The sequence below is a fragment of the Burkholderia sp. AU17457 genome, from assembly GCF_002223255.1.
In the GTDB taxonomy this organism is placed as follows: domain Bacteria; phylum Pseudomonadota; class Gammaproteobacteria; order Burkholderiales; family Burkholderiaceae; genus Burkholderia; species Burkholderia sola.
The window spans coordinates 934,396-952,656 of sequence record NZ_NKFB01000004.1 but is presented as its reverse complement, the minus strand read 5'-3'; the positions used below and the strand labels follow the sequence as shown (position 1 = coordinate 952,656).

Below are 18,261 nucleotides of genomic sequence, written 5' to 3'. Positions count from 1 at the left end.
CGGGTATTCAAGGTCGGTCCGGCTCAGATCGGGCGCGTATCGTCCGGGTCGACCGGGCGGCGTTGCGGCATCAGCAGCAGGTGGCTCGCGATCGGCCACAGCGCGGCTTCGACGAAACCGTCGACCAGATAGCGCCAGCCGGGGAACGCGGCGCCCATCAGCAGGCGGATCACGAACGGCACGAGCTGCGCGGCGACCAGCAGCGGCGTGACGTACAGCACCTGCACGCCGATCGGCATCCACAGCACGCGGCGGTGGATCGTGATCGCGCCGTACGACAGCAGCGTATAGGCGAGCGCGTGCTCGCCGAGCAGCCCCGCGTCGTGCACGTCCATCAGGATGCCGAGCGCGAACGCGACGCCCATCCCGACCTTGCGCGGCTGGTGGATGTTCCAGAACAGCAGCACGAGCGCGACGAAGTCGGGCACGCCGGGCAGGCGGCCCCACGGCATCAGGTTCAGCAGGAACGCGGCGGCCAGGCTGAAGACGATGAAGTACGGATTGACCGGCTGCAGGATGTATTGCGGGCGGTTCATCGCTGGGCTCCTGATTGCCCGGCGGCGGGCTTCGCGGGCGCGGCGGCCGGCTGGACCGGCGCGGCAGGCGCAGCGGGCGCCGGCTTCGCGCCGGGCTGGGCCGCGGCGGCCGGCTTCGCGTTCGCGTCGGCCTTGTCGGTTTTCTCCGCTTTCTCGCCCTTCGCGGCGGCTTTCGCGCCCTTCTTGCCCTTCGCGTTCTTCTCGGTCGCGGGATCGGGCTCGGCCGGGCGCGGCGGGATGTCGTTGCGGTAATGCAGCACGAGCATCTGGCGCGCGCCGCGCACGGCCGCGACCGGTGCGCAGGTCACGCGGGCGAACGCGGTATCGGCCAGCTTGTCGACGCGCACGACCTTCGCGACCGGCAGGCCGGGCGGATAGACGCCGTCGAGACCGCTCGTGACGAGCTCGTCGCCGGCGACGAGATCCGCGCTCGTCGGCACGAAGCGCAGGTCGAGCGAGTCGCCCTTCGGCGTGCCGTAGATCACGCTGCGCAGGCCGGTGCGCAGCACCTGCACGGGAATCGCGAGATCGCGGTCGGTGACCAGCGTGACTTCGGATTGCAGCGGGAACACGCGCGTGACCTGACCGATCACGCCGTCCTCGCTGACGACGGGCGAGCCGTCCTGGATGCCTTGCTGCGAGCCTTGGCCGACCACGATCTTCTGCGTGAACGGATCGCTCGTGTCGTACTGGATCTCGACCGGCGTCGATTGCGTCGCGATGTGCTGGCGCAGCTCGAGCACAGCGCGCAGATGGACGTTCTCCTGCGCAAGCACCGCGGCCTGGTTGGCCTGCGTGGACAGCTGCAGGTTGCGTTTGCGGAGGTCGTCGTTCTCGTGGCGCAGCGACGCGCCGGTGACGGCGATGTCGGCCGCGCCCATGAACAGGTCGCGCGGCACGAGCGCCGCGCGTTGCAGCGGATAGAGCACGGTGCCGAGCACGCCGCGCACGATTTCGAGCGTGCTGAAGCGCGCGTCCGACACGAGGAGCGCGATGGCGAGGGCGACGAAGAAGATGAGCCGCGCGAGCGCGGGCGGACCTTGCTTGAAGAGGGGCGGCGGACTGTATTCCATGGTCGGCGCCGGGCGCGTGTGATCGGTTAAATAATGCTCAGACGCGCAAACGGCGCGGCGGTTCGTTCTGAACGAGCGATCCGGCCACGCCGCGGGTGCGTCATATCAAACGGGACTGCTTAGGCGATCACTCGTACGAGAAGATGCTGCCCAGCTTGTCCATGCGCTCGAGCGCCATGCCCGAACCGCGTACGACGCAGGTGAGCGGATCTTCGGCGACGAGCACCGGCAGGCCGGTTTCTTCCGCGAGCAGGCGATCGAGGTCGCGCAGCAGCGCGCCGCCGCCCGTCAGCATCATCCCGCGTTCGGCGATGTCGGCGCCGAGTTCCGGCGGCGTCTGTTCGAGCGCGATCTTCACCGACGACACGATCTGGTTCAGCGGATCGGTCAGCGCTTCGAGGATTTCGTTGCTGGAGATCGTGAAGCTGCGCGGGATGCCTTCCGACAGGTTGCGGCCCTTCACTTCCATTTCCTTGACTTCGGAGCCCGGGAACGCGGAGCCGATTTCCTTCTTGATCGCCTCGGCGGTCTGCTCGCCGATCAGCATCCCGTAGTTGCGACGGATGTAGTTGACGATCGCCTCGTCGAACTTGTCGCCGCCGACGCGCACCGAGCCTTTGTAGACGATCCCGCCGAGCGAGATCACGCCGACTTCGGTCGTGCCGCCGCCGATGTCGACGACCATCGAGCCGGTGGCTTCGGACACCGGCAGGCCCGCGCCGATCGCGGCCGCCATCGGCTCCTCGATCAGGTAGACCTGCGATGCGCCGGCGCCGTGCGCGGCTTCCTTGATCGCGCGGCGCTCGACCTGGGTCGAGCCGCACGGCACGCAGATGATGATGCGCGGCGACGGCGAGAACATGCGCGATTCGTGGGCCGTCTTGATGAACTGCTTGATCATCTGCTCGGTGACGGTGAAGTCGGCGATCACGCCGTCCTTCATCGGGCGGATCGCCTCGATGTTGCCCGGCACCTTGCCGAGCATCTGCTTGGCTTCCTTGCCGACCGCCTGGATCGTCTTCTTGCCGTTGGGGCCGCCTTCCTGGCGAATCGACACGACGGACGGCTCATCGAGGACGATGCCCTTGCCGCGCATGTAGATCAGGGTGTTTGCGGTGCCGAGGTCGATCGCGAGATCGTTGGAGAAGTAGCTGCGCAAAAAACCGAACATTCAGAATCCTGTTTCGCTCTGGGCCGGCCCTGCATAGCGAGCGCTGAGGGCGGCAGCGGAAAAAATAACAGCCTCGGGAAGCGTGGCGGAAGCGGCCGCCGCGGCGCACGAAGCTGCGAGTGATGTCTACCGGGGATCGCACGAAGCACGCACGGCTTGCCGAAACAAGGCGAAACGGTGCGGGAAAAGGCTGCCGGGTTTGGGTCGAACGCGTAATGATACCTTATAATTTCACGGTATTTGAATCGAAACGGGCGGTATTTTTGCCGCTTCGGCCCCGATTTTTGAGGGTGGGATCGCACCCTCCAACCCCCCGCCGCAGTGCTGCCGTCGACGCACTGCGCAGTCTTGTTTTTCCGGTGATCGCATGGCCCTGACCCTGACCGATGTGAAACGCATCGCGCACCTGGCGCGACTCGAAATGGCCGACGCCGACGCCGAGCACATGCTCGGCCAGCTCAATGAATTCTTCGGCCTCGTCGAGCAGATGCAGGCGGTCGACACCGCCGGCATCGCGCCGCTCGCCCACCCGATCGAACAGATCCAGGAAGTCGCGCAGCGCCTGCGCGACGACGCCGTGACGGAAGTCGTCGATCGCGACGACAACCAGCGTCCGGCGCCGGCCGTCCAGGACGGCCTCTATCTCGTGCCGAAGGTGATCGAGTAAGCATTCGATGACAAGCGCGCCGGCCGTCCAGCGCCGCGCGCGACCCAGAATTCCCAGGAAAACCACTCAATGCACGCAAAAAGCCTGACCGAACTGCGCGCCGCGCTCGCCGCCAAGGAATGCTCGGCCGTCGAGCTCGCGCAGCACTATCTGAAACGGATCGACGCCGCGCGCGACCTGAACGCGTTCGTCCACGTCGACGCCGACCTCACCCTCGCGCAGGCGAAAGCCGCCGACGCCGAACTCGCGCGCGGCGCGGGCGGCGCGCTGACCGGCCTGCCGATCGCGCACAAGGATGTCTTCGTCACGCGCGGCTGGCGCTCGACCGCCGGCTCGAAGATGCTCGCGAACTACGAAAGCCCGTTCGACGCGACCGTCGTCGCCCGCCTGCAGGCGGCCGGCATGGTCACGCTCGGCAAGACCAACATGGACGAATTCGCGATGGGCTCGTCGAACGAGAATTCGGCGTTCGGCGCGGTGAAGAACCCGTGGGACACCAACGCCGTGCCGGGCGGCAGCTCGGGCGGCAGCTCGGCCGCCGTCGCCGCGCGCCTCGCGCCGGCCGCGACCGGCACCGACACCGGCGGCTCGATCCGCCAGCCCGCGTCGTTCGCGGGCGTGACGGGCATCAAGCCGACCTACGGCCGCGTGTCGCGCTACGGGATGATCGCGTTCGCGTCGTCGCTCGACCAGGGCGGCCCGATGGCGCAAAGCGCGTCCGACTGCGCGCTGCTGCTGAACGCGATGGCCGGCTTCGACGAGCGCGACTCGACGAGCCTCGAGCGCGACGACGAAGACTTCACCCGCCACCTCGGCCAGCCGTGGGCGCCCGGCAACGACGCGGGCAAGCCGCTCGCGGGCCTGCGCATCGGTTTGCCGAACGAGTATTTCGGCGCCGGCCTCGCCGACGACGTGCGCGCGACGATCGACGCGGCGCTCAAGCAATATGAAGCGCTCGGCGCGACGCTCGTGCCGGTGTCGCTGCCGAAGACGGAGCTGTCGATCCCCGTGTACTACGTGATCGCGCCGGCGGAAGCGTCGTCGAACCTGTCGCGTTTCGACGGCGTGCGCTTCGGCCACCGCGCCGCGCAGTACGGCGACCTGCTCGACATGTACAAGAAGTCGCGCGCCGAGGGCTTCGGGCCCGAAGTGAAGCGCCGGATCCTGGTCGGCACGTACGTGCTGTCGCACGGTTACTACGACGCGTACTACCTGCAGGCGCAGAAGATCCGCCGCATCATCGCGAACGATTTCCAGGAAGCGTTCAAGTCCTGCGACGTGATCATGGGCCCGGCGTCGCCGACGGTCGCATGGGATCTCGGCGCGAAGGGCGACGATCCGGTGCAGATGTATCTCGCGGATATCTACACGCTGTCGGTGAGCCTCGCGGGCCTGCCCGGCATGAGCGTGCCGTGCGGCTTCGGCGCGGGCGCGAACGCGAAGCGCCCGGTCGGCCTGCAGATCATCGGCAACTATTTCAACGAAGCCCGGATGCTGCAGGTCGCCGACGCGTTCCAGCGCGCGACCGATTGGCACAAGCAAGTTCCGGCGGGGGTGTAAGCATGACTCAATGGGAAGTCGTTATCGGTCTCGAGACGCACGCGCAACTGTCGACCGTCTCGAAGATTTTCTCGGGCGCCTCGACGCAGTTCGGCGCCGAGCCGAACACGCAGGCATGCCCGGTCGACCTGGCGCTGCCGGGCGTGCTGCCGGTGCTGAACCGCGGCGCGGTCGAGCGCGCGATCCGCTTCGGCCTCGCGATCGGCTCGACCATCGCGCCGCGCAGCATCTTCGCGCGCAAGAATTATTTCTATCCTGATCTGCCGAAGGGCTATCAGATCAGCCAGTACGAGATTCCGGTCGTGCAGGGCGGCCAGATCACGATCCAGGTGCCGGCCAACGAAAAGGCCGGCAAGGCCGCGTACGAGAAGACCGTCAACCTGACCCGCGCGCACCTCGAGGAAGACGCGGGCAAGTCGCTGCATGAAGACTTCGCCGGGATGACCGGGATCGACCTGAACCGCGCGGGCACGCCGCTGCTCGAGATCGTCACCGAGCCGGAAATGCGCAGCGCGGCCGAGGCCGTGGCCTATGCGAAGGCCCTCCATGCGCTCGTCGTGTGGCTCGGCATCTGCGACGGCAACATGCAGGAAGGCTCGTTCCGCTGCGACGCGAACGTGTCGGTGCGCCCGGTCGGCCAGGAGAAGTTCGGTACGCGCGCGGAAATCAAGAACCTGAACTCGTTCCGGTTCCTCGAGGAAGCGATCAACTACGAAGTGCGCCGCCAGATCGAGCTGATCGAGGACGGCGGCGAAGTCGTGCAGGAAACGCGCCTGTACGATCCGGACAAGCGCGAGACGCGTTCGATGCGCAGCAAGGAAGACGCGCACGACTACCGCTACTTCCCCGATCCCGACCTGATGCCGCTCGTGATCGGCCAGGACTGGATCGAGCGCGTGCAGTCGGGCATGCCCGAACTGCCGGCCGCGATGCAGCAGCGCTTCGTCGACGAGTACGGCGTGTCTGCGTACGACGCAGGCGTGCTGACGTCGAGCAAGGCGATGGCCGCGTACTTCGAGTCGGTGGTCGCGAAGGCCGGCGCGGCGAACGCGAAGATCGTCGCGAACTGGCTGATGGGCGACGTGTCGTCGCAACTGAACCGCGACGGCATCGAGATCGACGCGATTCCGGTGTCGGCCGCGCAGCTCGCGCTGTTGCTGCAGCGCATCGCCGACGGCACGATCTCGAACAAGATCGCGAAGGAAATCTTCGCGACGATCTGGGACGAGAAGGCGACCGACGAAGGCGCGGCCGACCGCATCATCGACGCGAAGGGCCTGAAGCAGATCTCCGACACCGGCGCGCTGGAAGCGATCATCGACGAAGTGCTCGCGGCGAACGCGAAGTCGGTCGAGGAATTCCGCGCGGGCAAGGAAAAGGCGTTCAACGCGCTGATCGGCCAGGCGATGAAGGCGACCAAGGGCAAGGCCAATCCGCAGCAGGTCAACGAACTGCTGAAGAAGAAGCTCGGCTGAGCATGCGTGCGCGCCTGAACCGCGCTTGACGACGGGCCGCTCCGAACCAGTTCGGGGCGGCCCGTCGCGTTTGGTGGATGCGTTATCGTATGCATCGCACCGTCCAACGGAGGAACGAATGGCGAAACAACCGTCGCTCGACGATTTCCGCGTGCCGTACAGCACGCGCGACAAGGAAGCCGCCGCATTCAAGCTCGACGCGTTCGACCCGGCCGCGAAGCCGTTTTCGTCCGGTTCGAAGGAGGCCGACCGCGAGCGCCTGTCGGCCGTATCGACCGAACTCGACATCCAGCAGGAGCGCCTGCACACGCAGCAGAAGAAGCGCGTGCTGCTCGTGCTGCAGGGGATGGATACCAGCGGCAAGGACGGCACCGTGCGTGCGGTGTTTCGCGAGGTCGATCCGCTCGGCCTGCGCATCGTGCCGTTCAAGGCGCCGACGCCGATCGAGGCCGCGCACGACTTCCTGTGGCGCGTGCATGCGCAGGTGCCGGCGGCGGGCGAACTCGCGATCTTCAACCGCAGCCACTACGAGGACGTGCTGGTGCCCCGCGTGCTCGGTGCGATCGACGACAAGGAATGCGAGCGCCGCTACCGGCAGATCCGCGATTTCGAGACGATGCTGTACGAGAACGGCACGACCATCGTCAAGTGCTTCCTGCACATTTCGAAGGACGAGCAGCGCGCGCGGCTGCAGGCGCGCATCGACGACCCGACCAAGCACTGGAAATTCGACATCTCCGATCTCGACGCGCGCAAGCACTGGGACGCGTACCAGTCCGCGTACCGCGACGCGCTCGCCGCGACGTCGGCCGAGCATGCGCCGTGGTACGTGATCCCGGCGAATTCGAAGACGCACCGCAACGTGATGATCGCCGAGCTGCTGCTGCGCACGATGACCGACATGAAGCTGGAATTCCCGCCGGCGAAGCCCGAGCTCGAAGGCGTGAAGATCCGCTAAGCTGCCCCCCTGTAAAAACATCGAACTGAACGGAACCCGACATGATGCGAGTGATTACCGCCAACCTGAACGGCATCCGCTCCGCCGCGAAGAAGGGCTTCTTCGACTGGCTCGGCGAACAGAACGCCGATTGCGTGTGCGTGCAGGAAATCAAGGTGTCGGCCGACGACCTGCCGGCCGAATTCGTCGAGCCGCACGGCTTCAAGAGCTATTTCCACCACGCGGAGAAGAAGGGCTACAGCGGTGCGGGCGTGTACAGCCGCCGCGAGCCCGACGACGTGATCATCGGCTTCGGCAGCAGCGAATTCGATCCCGAAGGGCGCTACGTCGAGGCGCGCTACGGCAAGCTGTCGGTCGTGTCGGTGTACGTGCCGTCCGGCTCGAGCGGCGAAGAGCGCCAGCAGGCGAAGTACCGCTTCATGGCCGAATTCATGCCGCACCTCGCCGCGCTGAAGAAGAAGCGCGAGGTGATCCTGTGCGGCGACGTGAACATCGTCCACAAGGAAATCGACATCAAGAACTGGAAGAGCAACCAGAAGAATTCCGGCTGCCTGCCGGAAGAGCGCGAGTGGCTCACGAAGCTGTTCGACGACGTCGGCTACGTCGACGTGTTCCGCACGCTCGATCAGCGCCCGGAGCAGTACACGTGGTGGAGCAACCGCGGCCAGGCATACGCGAAGAACGTCGGGTGGCGGATCGATTACCAGATCGCGACGCCGGGTGTGGCCGGTACCGCGAAAAGCACGTCGATCTTCAAGGACATCAAGTTCAGCGATCACGCGCCGCTGACGATCGACTACGACTACCAGAAGTGATGGCCGGCGCTACGCGGTGCGCGTAGCCGCCAAATGCAAAACGGGCCGCATGTCGAACATGCGGCCCGTTTCGGTTGGGGCGGCGCTTACTGCTTGAGCGACGCCATATCCACCACGAACCGGTACTTCACGTCGCTCTTCAGCATCCGTTCGTAAGCGGCGTTGATCTGCTGCATCGGAATCGTTTCGATATCGGACGTGATCCCGTGCTCCGCGCAGAAATCGAGCATTTCCTGCGTTTCCGCGATTCCGCCGATCAGCGAGCCCGCGAGGCGGCGGCGCTTGAAGATCAGGTTGAACACCTGCGGCGACGGATGATCGTGCTCCGGCGCGCCGACGAGCGTCATCGTGCCGTCGCGCTTCAGCAGGTGCAGGAACGGGTTCAGGTCGTGCTGCGCGGCGACCGTGTTCAGGATGAAGTCGAAGCTGTTCAGGTGCGCGTTCATCTGCGCTTCGTCCTTCGAGATCACCACTTCATGCGCGCCGAGCCGCTTGCCGTCCTCGATCTTCGACGGCGACGTCGTGAACAGCACGACGTGCGCGCCCATCGCGCGCGCCAGCTTCACGCCCATGTGGCCGAGGCCGCCGAGCCCGACGATGCCGACCTTCTTGCCGGGGCCGACGTTCCATTGCCGCAGCGGCGAGTAGGTCGTGATTCCCGCGCACAACAGCGGCGCGGCGCCGGCCGGATCCAGCGTGTCCGGTACGCGCAGCACGAACGCCTCGTCGACGACGAGCTGCGTCGAATAGCCGCCGTACGTGATGTCGCCCGTCACGCGATCCTGGCCGTTGTAGGTGCCGACGAAGCCGTTTTCGCAATACTGCTCGAGGCCTTCTTCGCAGCTCGCGCAGGTGCGGCACGAATCGACGAGGCAGCCGACGCCGACCAGCTCGCCGACCTTGAAGCGCGACACCTGCGGGCCGGTCGCGATCACGCGGCCGACGATTTCATGGCCCGGCACGACCGGGTAGATCGTGTTGCGCCATTCGTTGCGCGCCTGATGAAGGTCCGAGTGGCAGACGCCGCAGTAGAGAACGTCGATCTGGACGTCGAGGTCGCGCAGCGCGCGACGCTGGAATTCGAACGGGGCGAGCGGCGACTGCGCATCGGTCGCCGCGTAGGCATAGGTTGTGCTCATGCAATGGGCTCCTTGTCCGGAAAACGTCCGGTGAAACAGACTGCCGCCGCACCCTGTGGCGATGCGGCGAGACAGGACCTCATCGTAAGGAGCGCGGCGCCGCGGCGAAATACATGAAGGTCTTGAAGGTTTGCCTATTCCTCTCGAATTGCGCGCGAACGCCCGTCAAAACGCGTCCAAGGTGCTAAATTGCGAGCCAGATTCTCTTGCAGGACAGGACCACGCAGATGAGCTTCCAGCCCCTTTTTGCCGACTCGGGCGACCACGTGCAGCGCCGCATGATCGAGCTGCACACGCGCCTCGCGCCGAACGAGGGCGACACGCTCGCGGCGCTCGACGGCGTGCGCTTCTTTCGCGTGAGCCGTCCCGCGCCGCGCATGCCCGTGCTGTACGAGCCGAGCATCATCGTCGTGTGCCAGGGCCGCAAGCTTGGCTATCTCGGCGACCGCTCGTTCGTGTACGACGCGCAGCAGTATCTGGTGCTGTCGGTGCCGCTGCCGTTCGAGTGCGAGACGTTCGCGAGCCAGGACGAGCCGTTTCTCGCGATCTCGATCCGCGTCGATCTCGCGGTGATCGCCGAGCTTGCGATCCTGCTCGACGAGACGCTCGGCGCGGCCGTCAGCGAGCCGCTCGGCGTCTATTCGACGCCGCTCGATGCGCCGCTGGCCGACGCGGTCGTGCGCCTCCTCGAAGCGCTCGCGTCGCCGCACGATACGCGCGTGCTGGGGCCGGCGATCATGCGCGAGATCGCGTATCGCGTGCTGACCGGCGAACAGGGCGACGCGATGCGTGCGGCGCTCGTGCAGCAGCATCATTTCGGCCGCATCGCGAAGGCGTTGCGGCGCATCCATGCGGAGCTGAGGGCCGATCTCGACGTCGAGACGCTCGCCCGCGAGGCCGGGATGAGCCTCGCGGTGTTCCACGCGCAGTTCAAGCACGTGACGGCCACGTCGCCGATGCAGTACGTGAAGACCGCGCGGCTGCACCAGGCGAGGCTGATGATGGTGCGCGACGGCATGGGCGCCGGCGCGGCGGCCGCGCGGGTCGGCTATGCGAGTGCGTCGCAGTTCAGCCGCGAGTTCAAGCGGCTGTTCGGCCGCAGCCCCGGAGACGAAGTGCGCTGGATGCGTGACAGCGGCGTACGCCCGGCAATGGCTGACGCGGACGCGTAGTGGCCGGCGTCGCGCGGCGGCTCAGCGCCGCACGATCTTGCGCCGCTGCGCGCTGATGCCTGCGTAGTCGGGCAGCGATTCCACGCGTTTGCCCGTCGCTTTCGCATAGAGCGGCATCAGGTCCGGCAGCCGGTTCAGCAGATCCTGGCGGCGCGCGGTGCTGTACGGGTGCGTGTAGATGAAGCCCGACGCCTTGTTCGCGCGCGTCGCGACCGCGAGCTTGTCCCATAGCGTGATCGCCGCGCGCGGATCGAAGCCCGCGCGTGCGGCGATGTCGCCGCCGATCACGTCTGCCTCGGTCTCGTCGGTCGGATCGTAGTGGAGCGACTGCAGGCGCTCGCCGAGGTTCAGCGCCTGCGGCAGCGGATCGCCGACGCCGAACAGCGGCGGCAGCGCGGCCGCGCGCAGCGACGTCTGCGAGGCCACGCTGAAGTTGCTGCGCGCGTGTTCGCGCAGCGCGTGCGCGATGCCGTGCGCGAGCAGCACGCCGAACTCGTCGTCGTTCAGGCGCACGCGGTCGAGCATGCCGCCGTACACGAGCACCTTGCCGCCCGGCAGGCAGGTCAGGCGGATGTCGCGCGAGCGGATCGCGTTCACGTCCCACGCCCAGCTTTTCACGCGGTCGTTCCACTTCACCGAATACGGCGCGAGCTTCGCAACGATCGCGCGCAGGCGCTTCACGCGCGGCTGGTTCGCGGGCAGCAGCCGGTTGCTGTCGGCGGCCGTCTGTACGATCTGCGCGTATTCGTTCGCGGTGAGCTGTTCGAGCAGCGGCGACGGGATCAGCGTGCGGAACGCGATCGCGTTGCCGTAGCGGACTTGCGGCGGCGTCGGCGTATAGGCCTTCGCCGGCGCCGCGGCGCCGGTCGGCTGCGCGCCTTCGGCGGACGGCGGGACGGGCGCGGCGGAGGTTGCAGCGGCGGGCGGCGCGGCTTGCGCGGCGGCCGGCGCGGAGCCTGCCGCGGTCGCGCCGGTGTCGGTCGCGTGCGCGACCGGGGCGGCCAGCGCCGCGGCGCCGACGCTCAACGCCACCGCCGCGTGTGCGAGCCGATGCGGGCGGTTAGCGCGCACGGCTCGCCTCGCCGTTGCGCGCGGTACCGTTCCACGGCGCGATCCTGAACAGCAGCAGCATGCCGGGAATCGCGAGCGCGGTACACACGATGAAATAGTCGTACCAGCCGATCTTCGCGACGACGAAGCCGCTCGCGGCCGACGCGAGCGTGCGCGGCACCGACGCGAGGCTCGTGAACAGCGCGAACTGCGTGGCCGTATAGCGCGGGTCGGTCGTGCTCGCGATATACGCGACGAACGCGGCCATCGTCAGGCCGGTCGTGAAGGTTTCGAAGCCATAGACGATCGCGAGCGCGACCGTCATCGGGCTGAATTGCGGCGTGACGGCGATGCCGAACACCGACAGCACGGACGCGATCGCGTGGCTCGTCGACACGGTGAAGTCGTAGAGCATCGCGAGCACCGGCGAGCCCGGGCCGAGCTGCGCGAGCCACGCGAAGCCGAGCGTCGACACCATCTGCAGCGCGCCGAAGATCCACAGCCCGCGGCCGATGCCGATCTTCACGAGCCAGACGCCGCCAATGATGCCGCCGGCGACGCTCGCGACCAGTGCGGTGGTTTTCGCGACGATGCCGATCTCGGTGCGCGTGAAGCCGATGTCGAGGAAGAACGACGTCGACAGCGTGGTGGCCATCGTGTCGCCGATCTTGAACAGGAAGATGAACGCGATGACGAGCAGCGCGCCGGCCCAGCCGTCGCGCTGGATGAATTCGCGGAACGGCAGCACGATCGCGTCGCGCAGGTTGCGCGGCGGCGCGCCGACCACTTCGGGCTCGCGCACGACGAGCGTCATCAGGATGCCCGGCAGCATGAACGCGCCGGTGATCGCGAACACGGCATCCCACGGCAGATGATCCGACAGGATCAGCGCCAGCGAGCCGGGGATCAGCGCGGCGAGCTTGTACGCGTTCACGTGCACCGCGTTGCCGAGGCCCTGCTCGGTGTCGCGCAGCAGCTCGCGGCGGTACGCGTCGATCACGATGTCGGCGCTCGCGCCGAAGAATGCGACGAGCGTCGTGAGCGCGGCGACCGTCCAGATCGAGTCGCGCGGCGACACGAAGCCGAGCGCGGCGATCGCACCCGCGACCAGCAGTTGCGTGAGCAGCAGCCAGCCGCGCCGGCGGCCTGGCCGCCAGCCGGGCAGGCGCGGGATGTAGCGGTCCATCAGCGGCGCCCACAGGAACTTCCACGTATACGGGAACTGGATCAGCGCGAACAGGCCGATTTCCTTCAGGTTCACGCCCTCGGAGCGCAGCCATGCCTGCACGAGGTAGACGAGCGTGAACAGGGGCAGCCCCGACGTGAAGCCCAGGAACACGCAGATCAGCATGTGCGTGTTCAGATAGGCTCGCCAGCCGGGGTGATCCTCGTGAGCGGTGAGTGCGGGCGCCTCGTGTGGCGTTTTCGACATGGGCTGGAACTGGGTAGCGTTGACTGATGGCGGCGGCAGCGCAGGTGGCGCGGACGGCGCAGGAGGGGCGGCCGCGCGCGTGGGCGGGCCGGATCTTCCGTCAACGGCTCCCCGGCTCAGCTGCGCTTGACGCGATAGACAGCAAGACTACCACGCCAGTTCGCTCCCCATCGAATCGGCTGGCCTTCGTGCAGCACGACGCGGTCGAGGATCGTCACGCCCACTTCGGGCGCCAGCGCCTCGAAATCCTCGATCGTCAGCACCCGCACGTTCGGCGTGTTGTGCCATTGGTAAGGCAGCGACTTCGATACCGGCATCCGGCCGTTCAGCACCGACAGCCGGTGCGGCCAGTAGCCGAAGTTCGGGAACGACACGATGCACTCGCGGCCGACGCGCGCCGTTTCGCGCAGGATCGCGGCCGTCTGGTGGATCGTTTGCAGCGTTTGCGACAGGATCGCGATGTCGAAGCTGTGGTCCTCGAACAAGCGCAGGCCGTCCTCCAGGTTCTGCTGGATCACGTTGATGCCGTTCTTCGCGCTCGCGAGCACGCCCGCGTCGTTCAGTTCGATCCCGTAGCCGGTGACGTCGAGCTCCTCCATCAGCAGCGCGAGCAGCGAGCCGTCGCCGCAGCCGAGATCGAGCACGGTCGAACGCGGCTCGACCCAGCGCGCGATCGTGCGGAAGTCCGCGCGCGCGGACAGGGAATTCAGCGCTTGCTGGTTCATGCTCCCACCTCGTTGGCGATTCGTTCGTAATACGCGCGGATCAGGTTGTGATAGCGCGCGTCGTCGAGCAGGAACGCATCGTGACCGTGCGGCGCATCGATTTCCGCGTAGCTGACCGTGCGCTTGTTGTCGAGCAGCGCCTTCACGATCTCGCGCGAGCGTGCGGGCGCGAAGCGCCAGTCGGTCGAGAAGCTCGCGATCAGGTACTTCGCCTGCGTGTGCGCGAGCGCGGCCGTCAGGTTGCCGTCGAACGCCTTCGCCGGATCGAAGTAGTCGAGCGCGCGCGTGATCAGCAGGTAGGTGTTCGCGTCGAAGTAGTCGGCGAACTTGTCGCCCTGGTAGCGCAGGTACGACTCGACCTCGAACTCGACGTCGAAGCTGAAGTTGTACGCGTCGAGCGCGCCGTCGGCACGGCGCAGCGCGCGACCGAATTTCTCGGCCATGTCGTCGTCGGACAGGTACGTGATGTGGCCGATCATCCGCGCGACGCGCAGGCCGCGCTTCGGCTTCACGCCGTGCGCGTAGTAGTCGCCGCCGTGGAAATCGGGATCGGACAGGATCGCCGAGCGCGCGACCTCGTTGAACGCGATGTTCTGCGCGGACAGCTTCGGTGTCGACGCGATGTCGATGCAGTGCGCGACGCGCTCCGGATACATCAGGCTCCACGCGAGCGCCTGCATGCCGCCGAGGCTGCCGCCCATCACCGCGGCGAAGCGCTCGATGCCGAACGCGTCGGCGACGCGCGCCTGCGCATGCACCCAGTCCTCGACGGTCACCACCGGGAACTTTGCGCCGTACGGCTTGCCGGTCGACGGATCGATGCTCATCGGGCCGGTCGAGCCGAAACACGAGCCGAGGTTGTTCACGCCGATCACGAAGAAGCGGTTGGTGTCGAGCGGCTTGTCCGGGCCGACCATGTTGTCCCACCAGCCGGTGCTGCGCGGATCGTCCGCGTAGACGCCGGCGACGTGGTGCGACGCGTTGAGCGCGTGGCACACGAGCACCGCGTTCGAGCGCGCGGCGTTGAGTTCGCCGTACGTCTCGACGACGAGCTGATAGTTGCCGATCACGCTGCCGCTTTGCAAGCGCAGCGGTTCGGCGAAGTGCATGGTCTGTGGAGCGACGATGCCGATCGATTCCATTCGTTCCGCCTTATGCCATATGACTGGGCGGCTAAACGGTGTCGGCGGGGCGCGGAGGCGAAGGTGCGCGGCTGACGACCTCTTTAGCCGCATTTGTAGTGAACCGCCGGGCCGCACATCCACGCCCCGGCCGGTTCGCGCGCCCGCAATCGAGTCAGCAAATCGGCGCGCTTCCGACCTGCCGCCCGTGGGGGCGACAGATCGAAGGAGTATAGCGGAATTCCGCGGGAGCGCGAATTTCGCGCCCCCGGCCGCGAGCGGCGTTACCAGCGGTATTTGGCCGAGAACTGTCCCGTTACCACCGTGTAGTCGGACAGATTTCCTTCCACGCCGAGGCTTGCCGATACCGAGAATTGCCGACTCAACTGGCCGGTCGCGCCGAGCCGGACCGCCGCGCGGTCGCGCGGCACGCTGAGCGAGAACGCATTGCGGTCGAGCGTCAGCGAGCGCGAACCCGGGCCGTGCCACCAGTTCGCCTCGATGAACGGCCGGAGTTCGCGGCCATGCGGCATCGCGGTCACGCCATGCACGCGTACGCCCAGGCGGGTGAGCACGTCGGTCGAGCCCTGGTCGTCGAGGCGGCCGCCAGCGGTGCCGTGCGCGTCCGCGCGATAGTCGGACACGACGAGCTGCGCTTCGGGCTCGACGAAGAACCGCGTGTCGCCCCGCTCGTAGAACCCGAGTGAATAGCCGGTCTCGATCGAACCGGTCACGGTGCGCGACCGGTACGAATCGGCCGCGAGGCTGCCGCCGACCGTGTTCGCATAGGCGCCGTACATGAACCACGCGTCGACGTAGGGGCCGGTCAGGATGTCGCGGTTGCCGTACCACGTGCCGTACAGACCGACGTTGTAGCCGGAGACGCTGCCGCGTGCGGTGGCGTCCATCGTCCGGCCCTCGAGCGCATTCCACAGCGGGCGTGTCGACCAGTTCGTCTGGCTGCCGTACATCCCCATCGCACCGATGCGCACGCTGCCGCCGCGACCGTCATCGAAGCGGAGCAGGTCGGCGCCCGCGTGAATCAGGCGGCCATTGCCCGACACGCTGCGGTTGCCGCCGGACATCGACGTTATCTGGCCCTCGGCGCGCAGCCACACGGCGCCGTCCAGCGGGCCGGTTGCTTCGGCGCGTAGCGAACGATCGTCACGCTGATGCAGCGAATGAATCGCCATCGTCGCTGCGGCGTCTGCGTTTGCCAGATACGCGTCGGGTTCCGGTGCGGCGGTGCGCGGCGGAGGGGGGACGACTTCCGGCACGATCGGCGGATCGGGCTGGACCGGCGGCAGTGGCTTTGCCGCGGAGACGAGATACCAGTCTTCCGCCTGCCCGCCATCGCCGCCACGTTTGAGCATGTAATCGTAGCCGCCTGCCGACAACGTACCGAAGCCGTTCCGGTAGCCGTCCGATGCCGCATCGAGCGTGAATGCCGATGCATCGGTCGTGCCGCCGTTGCGAGTTTCGACGAGCGGGATGCCGACGGTCGTCGCCGCGCCGTCGCCGCCCGCGCGTTTCACGACGATGCCGGTGTCGCCCGATGCGTGGCCGCCGTCGATCACGAGGCGGTCGGTGGGCGATGCGTCGTCCTGCAGCGTCGTATGGAGGACGAGCTTGCCGTTGCGGGCCGCATAGTCGCCCGTCACCACGAGCGTGCGCGGTGTCGGCGCGCCACGGGCCGCCGGCGCGTCGAATGCGATCGTCGAATCGTTCAGCGCGACGGAGCCGACCGACGAATCCGCGGTGACGGTCCAGAGACTGTTCGTGTTCAGCGACAGCGTGCGAACCGCGTCGGTCGCGCCCGTCCACGCGGACGCGTTCGTGAGCGCGACGTCCGTCACCCCGTGCGTCGGACTGCCGTCGTCGGTCGGGTGGTTGACGATGTCGCCTGCGGCATGGGAGCGCTCGTCGAGCATCAGGCGTACCTGCGCACCCGACTCGGCATGGACGGACAGCAGCTTGCCGTTGCCGCCGATCGCGCGCGTGCCGTTTTTCAGCGTGACCGTCGCATCGGATGCGTCGATCGCGCCATGGCGCTCGCTGACGAGCGTGCCGTCGTCGATCGTCAGCGTGCCGCCATGGACGGCCGCCCCATACGCGTCGGCGCCGGTCGTGCGGGCGTCGCTGCGCAGCAGATCGACCGTGCCGCCGACACTCGCGTACAACGCGGTGGCTTCGGCGCCGTGCGTTTCGACGCTCGTATCGGTGAGCGAGGCGACGGAGCCTGCGCCGGCCGACAGCACGCCGCGCGCGCGTTCGCCGCTCGTCACGATGCCGCCGCGTGTCATCGCGACCTCGCCGCCGAGCCGGGCGACGGCGCCGATCGCGCCCTTGCCGTCGGTCGTCACCTGCGTATCGGTGGCGTCGATGACGGGCGTGTCGGCGTACTCCTTCGACGCGTAAAGCCCGTGCGAACTGATGCCGTGCGTAACGACGCGCGTGCGTTCGAGCCTGACGCTGCCCTCGCGGGTATCCACGCCGAGCGCCGCGTATCCGCTTGTTTCGAGATGCGAGTCGCTGAAGGTGACGGTAGATGCGCCCGGCATGTACAGCACCGACGCATACTCGCCATCCGTGCGGATATCGGTGCGCTTCAGCGTGGCCAGAATGCCGCCGTAGCTGAGGGACAGGCCGGTGCCGAACAGGCCGCTGGTGCGGATCAGCGTGTCGGTCACGTCGAGAGTGCCGCCCGGAACCAGGATCGTCGCGATGCCCGACGCCTCCTTGCCGCGTGTCACGATCACGCTGTCGGAGAGCGATAGCCGCCCGTTGGCGCCGTCGATGTATGCGCCGTGCGCGTAGTCGCCGTCGGTATCGATGGAGATGCGCTCGGCGGCTGCGCCGCCGCCGTGACGAAGATCGATGCCTGCGCTCGAGTCGCCGCGCGTACGGATTTCCGTATCGCGCAGCGCGACGCGCGACCCGGTACCCCACGCGGACGCGCCGGCCGTGACGTTGCCGGTCGTGAACACGCGGGTCTTGCCGAGGGTCGTCAGCGTGCCGCCGTTGACGGCGGAAAGTACGGCCGTGCCGGATGCGGTTGTCGAATAGTCGCCGGGGGCGACCTCGAGCGCGATGCCGTCCGCTAGTTGTGGTCCGCCGCCGACGACTTGTGCCATTGACGCCCACGGCATCGCCGCGCTGGCGAGCAGTGCGGAATGCAGGACACGCCGGCCGATGCGTGCATGAGAAAAAGAAAAATGACTGCAGTTCACCTGATCACCTTGACTTCTCCTGAATAAGGTAATGTGATCTCGCGAAGGATATTTTTAAATTGGACGAGTTCGAATTTTGGCGGTTGCTTCGCGTCCGGCACGGAACACGCCGAAATGCGGGGATTTTTCGACGCGCG

15 protein-coding genes are annotated in these 18,261 nt (G+C 67.2%); 6 read left to right on the top strand and 9 right to left on the bottom strand.

Annotation, left to right across the window (positions count from 1 at the left end):
• Positions 1 to 23: 23 nt before the first annotated feature.
• The 3 genes from mreD to CFB49_RS16835 all read right to left on the bottom strand — a co-directional run bounded on the left by mreD (position 24) and on the right by CFB49_RS16835 (position 2,780).
• Positions 24 to 536: a rod shape-determining protein MreD gene (mreD, locus tag CFB49_RS16845; protein WP_006477476.1), complete on the bottom strand. Its 513-nt coding sequence runs from the start codon at positions 534 to 536 to the stop codon at positions 24 to 26.
• A complete protein-coding gene (gene mreC, locus CFB49_RS16840) occupies positions 533 to 1,609 on the bottom strand; it encodes a rod shape-determining protein MreC (RefSeq protein WP_089435772.1) in 1,077 nt (358 codons plus the stop codon). The genes mreD and mreC overlap by 4 nt, the downstream gene beginning before the upstream one ends.
• Before the next feature lie 127 nt (positions 1,610 to 1,736).
• The gene (locus CFB49_RS16835; protein ID WP_004189550.1) at positions 1,737 to 2,780 is read right to left on the bottom strand and encodes a rod shape-determining protein; all 1,044 of its coding nucleotides are present in this window, start codon (positions 2,778 to 2,780) and stop codon (positions 1,737 to 1,739) included.
• Between the two features lie 367 nt (positions 2,781 to 3,147).
• On the opposite strand from CFB49_RS16835, the gene gatC reads away from it, so the two are divergent.
• From gatC to CFB49_RS16810, 5 genes are all read left to right on the top strand, one after another.
• Complete coding sequence (gene gatC, locus CFB49_RS16830) at positions 3,148 to 3,447, top strand: Asp-tRNA(Asn)/Glu-tRNA(Gln) amidotransferase subunit GatC (protein WP_006485929.1); 300 nt, start codon at positions 3,148 to 3,150, stop codon at positions 3,445 to 3,447.
• Positions 3,448 to 3,516: 69 nt separating this feature from the next.
• Positions 3,517 to 5,007: an Asp-tRNA(Asn)/Glu-tRNA(Gln) amidotransferase subunit GatA gene (gene gatA, locus CFB49_RS16825; RefSeq protein ID WP_089491788.1), complete on the top strand. Its 1,491-nt coding sequence runs from the start codon at positions 3,517 to 3,519 to the stop codon at positions 5,005 to 5,007.
• Positions 5,008 to 5,009: 2 nt separating this feature from the next.
• Positions 5,010 to 6,482: an Asp-tRNA(Asn)/Glu-tRNA(Gln) amidotransferase subunit GatB gene (gene gatB / locus CFB49_RS16820; protein ID WP_069618222.1), complete on the top strand. Its 1,473-nt coding sequence runs from the start codon at positions 5,010 to 5,012 to the stop codon at positions 6,480 to 6,482.
• 118 nt (positions 6,483 to 6,600) lie between these two features.
• Positions 6,601 to 7,440: a polyphosphate kinase 2 family protein gene (locus CFB49_RS16815; RefSeq protein ID WP_089491787.1), complete on the top strand. Its 840-nt coding sequence runs from the start codon at positions 6,601 to 6,603 to the stop codon at positions 7,438 to 7,440.
• Between the two features lie 41 nt (positions 7,441 to 7,481).
• The gene (locus CFB49_RS16810) at positions 7,482 to 8,255 is read left to right on the top strand and encodes an exodeoxyribonuclease III (RefSeq protein ID WP_006477482.1); all 774 of its coding nucleotides are present in this window, start codon (positions 7,482 to 7,484) and stop codon (positions 8,253 to 8,255) included.
• Positions 8,256 to 8,341: 86 nt separating this feature from the next.
• Here CFB49_RS16810 and CFB49_RS16805 read toward each other — a convergent pair whose 3' ends face one another.
• Positions 8,342 to 9,394, bottom strand: a complete 1,053-nt coding sequence (locus tag CFB49_RS16805) for an NAD(P)-dependent alcohol dehydrogenase (RefSeq protein ID WP_089491786.1) — start codon at positions 9,392 to 9,394, stop codon at positions 8,342 to 8,344.
• Positions 9,395 to 9,621: 227 nt separating this feature from the next.
• Here CFB49_RS16805 and CFB49_RS16800 point away from each other — a divergent pair, with 227 nt between their 5' ends.
• The gene (locus CFB49_RS16800; protein WP_089491785.1) at positions 9,622 to 10,566 is read left to right on the top strand and encodes an AraC family transcriptional regulator; all 945 of its coding nucleotides are present in this window, start codon (positions 9,622 to 9,624) and stop codon (positions 10,564 to 10,566) included.
• A gap of 21 nt (positions 10,567 to 10,587) precedes the next feature.
• Here CFB49_RS16800 and CFB49_RS16795 read toward each other — a convergent pair whose 3' ends face one another.
• From CFB49_RS16795 to CFB49_RS16775, 5 genes are all read right to left on the bottom strand, one after another.
• Positions 10,588 to 11,637, bottom strand: coding sequence for a M48 family metallopeptidase (locus tag CFB49_RS16795; protein ID WP_089491784.1), 1,050 nt, complete (start codon positions 11,635 to 11,637; stop codon positions 10,588 to 10,590).
• Positions 11,627 to 13,048 carry an AmpG family muropeptide MFS transporter gene (locus CFB49_RS16790; RefSeq protein ID WP_069618216.1) on the bottom strand — a complete coding sequence of 474 codons (1,422 nt, stop codon included), beginning with the start codon at positions 13,046 to 13,048 and terminating at the stop codon, positions 11,627 to 11,629. The genes CFB49_RS16795 and CFB49_RS16790 overlap by 11 nt, the downstream gene beginning before the upstream one ends.
• A 116-nt stretch (positions 13,049 to 13,164) precedes the next feature.
• Complete coding sequence (gene metW, locus CFB49_RS16785; protein ID WP_006755281.1) at positions 13,165 to 13,773, bottom strand: methionine biosynthesis protein MetW; 609 nt, start codon at positions 13,771 to 13,773, stop codon at positions 13,165 to 13,167.
• Positions 13,770 to 14,915: a homoserine O-succinyltransferase MetX gene (metX, locus tag CFB49_RS16780; RefSeq protein ID WP_089491783.1), complete on the bottom strand. Its 1,146-nt coding sequence runs from the start codon at positions 14,913 to 14,915 to the stop codon at positions 13,770 to 13,772. Before metX ends, metW begins: the two co-directional genes overlap by 4 nt.
• A 263-nt stretch (positions 14,916 to 15,178) precedes the next feature.
• Complete coding sequence (locus CFB49_RS16775; RefSeq protein ID WP_249190667.1) at positions 15,179 to 18,028, bottom strand: autotransporter family protein; 2,850 nt, start codon at positions 18,026 to 18,028, stop codon at positions 15,179 to 15,181.
• Between the last annotated feature and the right edge of the window lie 233 nt (positions 18,029 to 18,261).

Coding starts and splice junctions, on each gene's coding strand:
- mreD (WP_006477476.1), bottom strand. CDS start 536: ATGAACCGCCCGCAATACATCCTGCAGCCGGTCAATCCGTACTTCATC.
- mreC (WP_089435772.1), bottom strand. CDS start 1,609: ATGGAATACAGTCCGCCGCCCCTCTTCAAGCAAGGTCCGCCCGCGCTC.
- CFB49_RS16835 (WP_004189550.1), bottom strand. CDS start 2,780: ATGTTCGGTTTTTTGCGCAGCTACTTCTCCAACGATCTCGCGATCGAC.
- gatC (WP_006485929.1), top strand. CDS start 3,148: ATGGCCCTGACCCTGACCGATGTGAAACGCATCGCGCACCTGGCGCGA.
- gatA (WP_089491788.1), top strand. CDS start 3,517: ATGCACGCAAAAAGCCTGACCGAACTGCGCGCCGCGCTCGCCGCCAAG.
- gatB (WP_069618222.1), top strand. CDS start 5,010: ATGACTCAATGGGAAGTCGTTATCGGTCTCGAGACGCACGCGCAACTG.
- CFB49_RS16815 (WP_089491787.1), top strand. CDS start 6,601: ATGGCGAAACAACCGTCGCTCGACGATTTCCGCGTGCCGTACAGCACG.
- CFB49_RS16810 (WP_006477482.1), top strand. CDS start 7,482: ATGATGCGAGTGATTACCGCCAACCTGAACGGCATCCGCTCCGCCGCG.
- CFB49_RS16805 (WP_089491786.1), bottom strand. CDS start 9,394: ATGAGCACAACCTATGCCTACGCGGCGACCGATGCGCAGTCGCCGCTC.
- CFB49_RS16800 (WP_089491785.1), top strand. CDS start 9,622: ATGAGCTTCCAGCCCCTTTTTGCCGACTCGGGCGACCACGTGCAGCGC.
- CFB49_RS16790 (WP_069618216.1), bottom strand. CDS start 13,048: ATGTCGAAAACGCCACACGAGGCGCCCGCACTCACCGCTCACGAGGAT.
- metW (WP_006755281.1), bottom strand. CDS start 13,773: ATGAACCAGCAAGCGCTGAATTCCCTGTCCGCGCGCGCGGACTTCCGC.
- metX (WP_089491783.1), bottom strand. CDS start 14,915: ATGGAATCGATCGGCATCGTCGCTCCACAGACCATGCACTTCGCCGAA.
- CFB49_RS16775 (WP_249190667.1), bottom strand. CDS start 18,028: ATGGCACAAGTCGTCGGCGGCGGACCACAACTAGCGGACGGCATCGCG.